We start from the raw sequence: 284 nt of genomic DNA, 5'->3' as shown, positions 1-284 counted from the left end.
TTTATGGAGAGTTTGATCCTGGCTCAGGATGAACGCTGGCGGCGTGCCTAATACATGCAAGTCGAGCGAACAGATAAGGAGCTTGCTCCTTTGACGTTAGCGGCGGACGGGTGAGTAACACGTGGGTAACCTACCTATAAGACTGGGATAACTTCGGGAAACCGGAGCTAATACCGGATAACATTTGGAACCGCATGGTTCTAAAGTGAAAGATGGTTTTGCTATCACTTATAGATGGACCCGCGCCGTATTAGCTAGTTGGTAAGGTAACGGCTTACCAAGGC

Annotated in this window: 1 rRNA gene; it reads left to right on the top strand. The window is 48.9% G+C overall.

The window, feature by feature from the left end:
* Nucleotides 1-284, top strand: a 16S ribosomal RNA gene (locus ACF91D_RS32375); the annotation flags it as partial.

It is taken from the genome of Staphylococcus sp. 231237_7MaSpsaltlick, from assembly GCF_043107035.1.
The sequence above is the reverse complement of the archived record's forward strand: the minus strand, read 5'-3'. Positions and strand labels throughout refer to the sequence as shown.